This is a genomic window from Mycobacterium sp. MUNTM1, from assembly GCF_054660795.1.
Map to the genome: position 1 here is coordinate 1 of NZ_BAAGDE010000143.1, position 880 is coordinate 880.

The window sequence follows — 880 nt, forward strand, 5'->3', positions numbered from 1 at the left end:
GTTGTGCGTGGGGCCAGCGAGGCCAAGATGAGGCGGCCGTTTTCCCAGCCGTGGTCGGTGTGGAGGACTTGGTCTGTGCTGCTCATGGGCTACAGGGTGTCGCTGTCGATGGTGTTGTAGATGGCGTCATGGGCGAGCTGCTGGCTGCTGCGCTCAGGTAGTGCCGGGCGGCTGTAGTCCGGGCGTAGCGTGACCGGCGGTGTCGCCATAGGCGGACCGCTGTAGTAGTGGTGATGGTGGTTGATCTGCGTCAGGTGGGGGCCGGGAGCGGCGGCCTTGGCGGGAGCGCGGCGGGGATGGCGCCGGCGGCGCACACGGCGGATCTGGCGGGCGGCCACGCGGGCGGCGGGCCAGGTGAACCAGAGCGCTCCGCACAGCAGAAGGCTGTAACCGAGCGCGGCGTCTTCGGGGGCGCCGAAGAAGTGGACGGCGGCGCCGGTGAGCAGCACCGCGGCGATCAGGGCGCGTATCACGGTGAACCTCCGGGCGAAGTTGTGGTGATGTGGTGGGCTGCGGCGTCGCGGGTCAGCTCGGGGTTGTAGGTGATCAAGGTGTGGAGTCGGGGGCCGGCGGACAGGGCGGCGGCGATGTGGAGCGCGTTGGTGGTGTGCCCCGGGGCGGGGGCGAGCTCGATCGCGACGTCGAGGAGCCGGTCGGTGACTGCGACGAGGTCCAGGCCGGCCAGGACGTGGTGGGCGTGCTCGGCGGCGTCGGGGTGAAGAGTGGCCACGGTGCGCATGACGTCGGCGCGGCTGAGGGCGCACGTGAACCAGGTGGTGTCGGTGCGCGAGCGCAGGTAGTCGGCGAGGCGATCGGCATTGGTGGTGGGATCGATGATGCGATTCCGGCACAGCTCGAAGGTGAACGCCAGCCAGCCGTG

The 880-nt window shown here is 70.2% G+C and carries 1 protein-coding gene and 1 pseudogene; both read right to left on the bottom strand.

Annotated features, from left to right (window positions below):
• Positions 1–89 precede the first annotated feature (89 nt).
• The gene (locus ACYQ8K_RS30120; protein ID WP_036473426.1) at positions 90–473 is read right to left on the bottom strand and encodes a hypothetical protein; all 384 of its coding nucleotides are present in this window, start codon (positions 471–473) and stop codon (positions 90–92) included.
• Between the two features lie 326 nt (positions 474–799).
• Positions 800–880: pseudogene (locus tag ACYQ8K_RS30125) on the bottom strand (TetR/AcrR family transcriptional regulator); the annotation flags it as partial.